Consider the following 3,485-nt stretch of genomic DNA (forward strand, 5'->3'; position numbering starts at 1 on the left):
CAGCGTCCGCGCGTGGCGCGAGACGGCGGATGTCGCCCGACGGTCGGGGCTCGGCATCGCGGAGGTCGAGGGGATCCTCGGCGTGCTGGCGCTCGATGGCACCGCGCTCAGGGACGAGCGCGGTTGGAGGCGCACGGCGTCGACGATGTGAGGGCCGGGGTGGCGTTCTGACGGGGTGTCGAGTCGGGGGCCGTGGTACTTCCGCGCGCCGCGCGTCCGGGAGGTCGGTTTCCCGCGTGCGGCGGCTCGGTGGAGTCGGTCTCCCGCGTGCCGCGGTGGAGGTCGGTTTCCCGCGTGCCGCGCCCCGGCGAAGGCCGTTGGCGGGGGCATGCTGGGGGAATGGAGCTGGATGCCGCAGCAGAGGCCTTCGCGGTGCACCTCGAGAAGGTGCGCCGGCTCTCGCCGGCAACGGTACGCGCGTACCGTGCCGACCTGCGCGACCTCGCGGCGACGGCGGGGCTCGTTCCGCTCGAGCAGATCGACCTCGAGCTCCTCCGCGAATGGCTCTGGGCGGCCACCAAGCGGGGGGATGCCCGAGCCACTCTCGCCCGCCGGACGGCGGCGGCGCGCTCGTTCTTCGGGTGGTGCGCAGAGGAGGGCCTGCTCGCCGCCGATCCGAGCCTGCGGCTCGTCGCCCCCAAGCGCGGCCGAACCCTGCCTGCCGTCGCGACGGCCGACGCGCTCCGCACGCTGCTCGACGCCTACGCGACGCGTGCGGCCGCCGGCGACCCCATCGAACTCCGGAACCACGCCATCCTCGAGGTGCTCTACGGGTCGGGCGTCCGCGTATCGGAGCTGTGCGGGCTCGACATCGACGATCTCGATCTCGATCGGGCGACCGCCCGTGTGCTCGGCAAGGGATCCAAGGAGAGGGTCGTGCCCTTCGGCGTCCCGGCGCGCGACGCGGTGGGTGCCTACATCGCCCACGGGCGGCCCGTGCTGCGAGAGCAGGCGACCACAACCTCACGCACGCACACGCCCGCGGCGTCGACCGCCGCGTCGTCGGCATCCGATCGGCTGGCCGTGTTTCTCGGCGCCCGGGGCGGGCGCATCTCTCCCCGCACCGTCTACGACCTCGTGTCGCGGACGCTCGGTCCGGTCGTGGGATCCAGCGCCGTCGGCCCGCACACCCTGCGGCATTCGGCCGCGACCCACCTTCTCGATGGGGGAGCCGACCTGAGGGCCGTGCAGGAGCTGCTCGGTCACGCGAGCCTCGGCACGACGCAGATCTACACGCACGTCTCCTCGGAGCGCCTCGCCTCGACCTACCGCCTCGCACACCCCCGGGCCTGATCTCTGAGCCCATCGCGGCCGGGCGCGTTGTCATCCGCCGTTGCTGGGTTTGGGGCGCATCTGCTCCCTTGGGGCGCGATTCCTCCGCCCCGAGGGAAGTTCTGCGCCCCAAACACGTGTGCCCAAACATGTGCACCCAAACACGTGCGCCCAAACATGTGCGCCCAAACATGTGCGCTCCAAAGCGCGCGGGCCCGCCCCGAACACGGTGCGCCGTGCCCACGGGCTCGCGGCGCCCTCATGCGTGGGTTTGGGGCGCGTCTGCTCCGTTGGGGCGCAATTCCTCCGCCCCAAGGAAAGTTCTGCGCCCCAAACACGTGCGCCCAAGCGCGCGTGCGCCCCGCCCGTGCCTCGCGGCGCCTTCATCTCCCGGGTTGGGGCGCATTTGCCCCTTCGGGGCGCGATTCCTCCGCCCCAAGGACAGTTCTGCGCCCCAAACACGTGCACGCGAGCGCGGGTGGGCCCGAGCGCGGGCGTGCCGAGCCGGAGCGGGATGGACCGCGTGCGTCAGAGCGCGTCGCAGCACGGCACGAGCACCGCGCGGGGCACGCCACCGAGCAGAAGCATCGGGTTGATGTAGCGACCATCGCGCCGCACACCGAAGTGAAGGGTGCCATGGGCGGCGTGGCCCCCGAGGCCGAGCGTGCCGACGACGTCCCCGCCCGCGACCTCGGCTCCGGGCACGAGCTCGCTCACGACCGGCTCGAGCGTCGTCACGAGCCCGCCGCCGTGGTCGATCGTGACGATGTCCCGGTCCACGACGCGACCCACGAAGGCGACCACGCCGTCGGCCGGAGCGAGCACGTCATGCCCTGCGAGGGGTTCGAGATCGATCCCGCGGTGGCCCGGCGCGTAGTCGTGCGCCGGCGCCACATACGGTTCCGCGAGCCGGAAGGGCGGGTCGACCGGCCAGACCCAGCCAGAGGTGCCCGACACGGCGGGCGCCCCGGGCGCCGCGGGCACGGCGGACGCCGGACGCGGCGCGCCGACGCATGCCAGCATCCCGAACATCACGACGAGTGTCGCCGTGCACAGCACCCGTCGCATCCGCCCATCCTGAGGCCGCCGGCGCGCACGCGGGACGGTGGCGAGGGCGGCGGTGCACAATCACCAGTACGACCGCCCTGGGGAGGAGGCTCCGCCGGGACTCCCATCGCCGCCTGATACACTGAACGTCGCACCCCGCCTGTCGGGGTGACTACGCGTGCCCAGTGCGCCCGTCCCCGAACTCGTTGAGGGGCAGAGCGCGGCATCCACACCCAACGGTCCCATCCGCTCACGCGGATGCGCGGGTGTGCGAGCCGGGTACCAGGCTCGCCGGCCGAACGGTCCGGCGGAACAAACCGAAAGCGGCGCGCACGCGCGCCAGAACAGGAGAACGGCCATGGCCGTCGTCACCATTCGCCAGCTGCTCGACAGCGGCGTCCACTTCGGACACCAGACCCGCCGGTGGAACCCGAAGGTCAAGCGCTTCATCCTCACCGAGCGCAGCGGCATCCACATCATCGACCTCCAGCAGTCGCTGTCGTACATCGACAAGGCGTACGAGTTCGTCAAGGAGACCGTCGCGCACGGCGGCACGATCCTCTTCGTCGGCACCAAGAAGCAGGCCCAGGAAGTGCTCGCCGAGCAGGCGACGCGCGTCGGCCAGCCCTACGTCAACCAGCGCTGGCTCGGTGGTCTGCTCACGAACTTCCAGACGGTCTCCAAGCGCCTGGCGCGCATGAAGGAGCTCGAGGAGCTCGACTACGAGAACCCGTCGGAGAGCGGCTTCACGAAGAAGGAGCTCCTCCTCAAGAAGCGCGAGCTCGACAAGCTGCACAAGTCGCTCGGCGGCATCCGCAACCTGACCAAGACGCCGTCGGCGCTCTGGATCGTCGACGCCAAGCGCGAGCACCTCGCCGTCAGCGAGGCGCAGAAGCTCGGCATCCCCGTGATCGGCATCCTCGACACGAACGCCGACCCTGACGAGTTCCAGTACCCGATCCCCGGCAACGACGACGCGATCCGCTCCGTGAGCCTGCTCACGCGCATCATCGCCGACGCCGCGGCCGAGGGCCTCATCCAGCGCCACCAGCCCACCGAGGAGTCGGCCGACGCCGAGCCCCTCGCCGACTGGGAGCGCGAGCTGCTCGAGCAGGGCGCACCTGCTGAGGCCACCGCTGAGGCCGAGGTCGCCGCAGTGGTCTGGC

Annotated in this window: 3 protein-coding genes; 2 read left to right on the forward strand and 1 reads right to left on the reverse strand. The window is 71.7% G+C overall.

What is annotated here, in order from left to right; genetic code table 11:
• Window positions 1-339 precede the first annotated feature (339 nt).
• Complete coding sequence (locus tag VNT50_RS12155) at window positions 340-1,293, forward strand: tyrosine recombinase XerC (protein WP_325485380.1); 954 nt, start codon at window positions 340-342, stop codon at window positions 1,291-1,293.
• A 507-nt stretch (window positions 1,294-1,800) separates the two neighbouring features.
• Here VNT50_RS12155 and VNT50_RS12160 read toward each other — a convergent pair.
• Window positions 1,801-2,340, reverse strand: coding sequence for a murein hydrolase activator EnvC family protein (locus VNT50_RS12160; protein WP_325485381.1), 540 nt, complete (start codon window positions 2,338-2,340; stop codon window positions 1,801-1,803).
• A gap of 337 nt (window positions 2,341-2,677) precedes the next feature.
• On the opposite strand from VNT50_RS12160, the gene rpsB reads away from it, so the two are divergent.
• Window positions 2,678-3,485, forward strand: an 808-nt coding sequence (gene rpsB, locus VNT50_RS12165; RefSeq protein ID WP_325485382.1) for a 30S ribosomal protein S2, incomplete at its 3' end; no start/stop codon positions are given.

This window comes from Microbacterium sp. (assembly GCF_035554235.1).
Classification (GTDB): domain Bacteria; phylum Actinomycetota; class Actinomycetes; order Actinomycetales; family Microbacteriaceae; genus Microbacterium.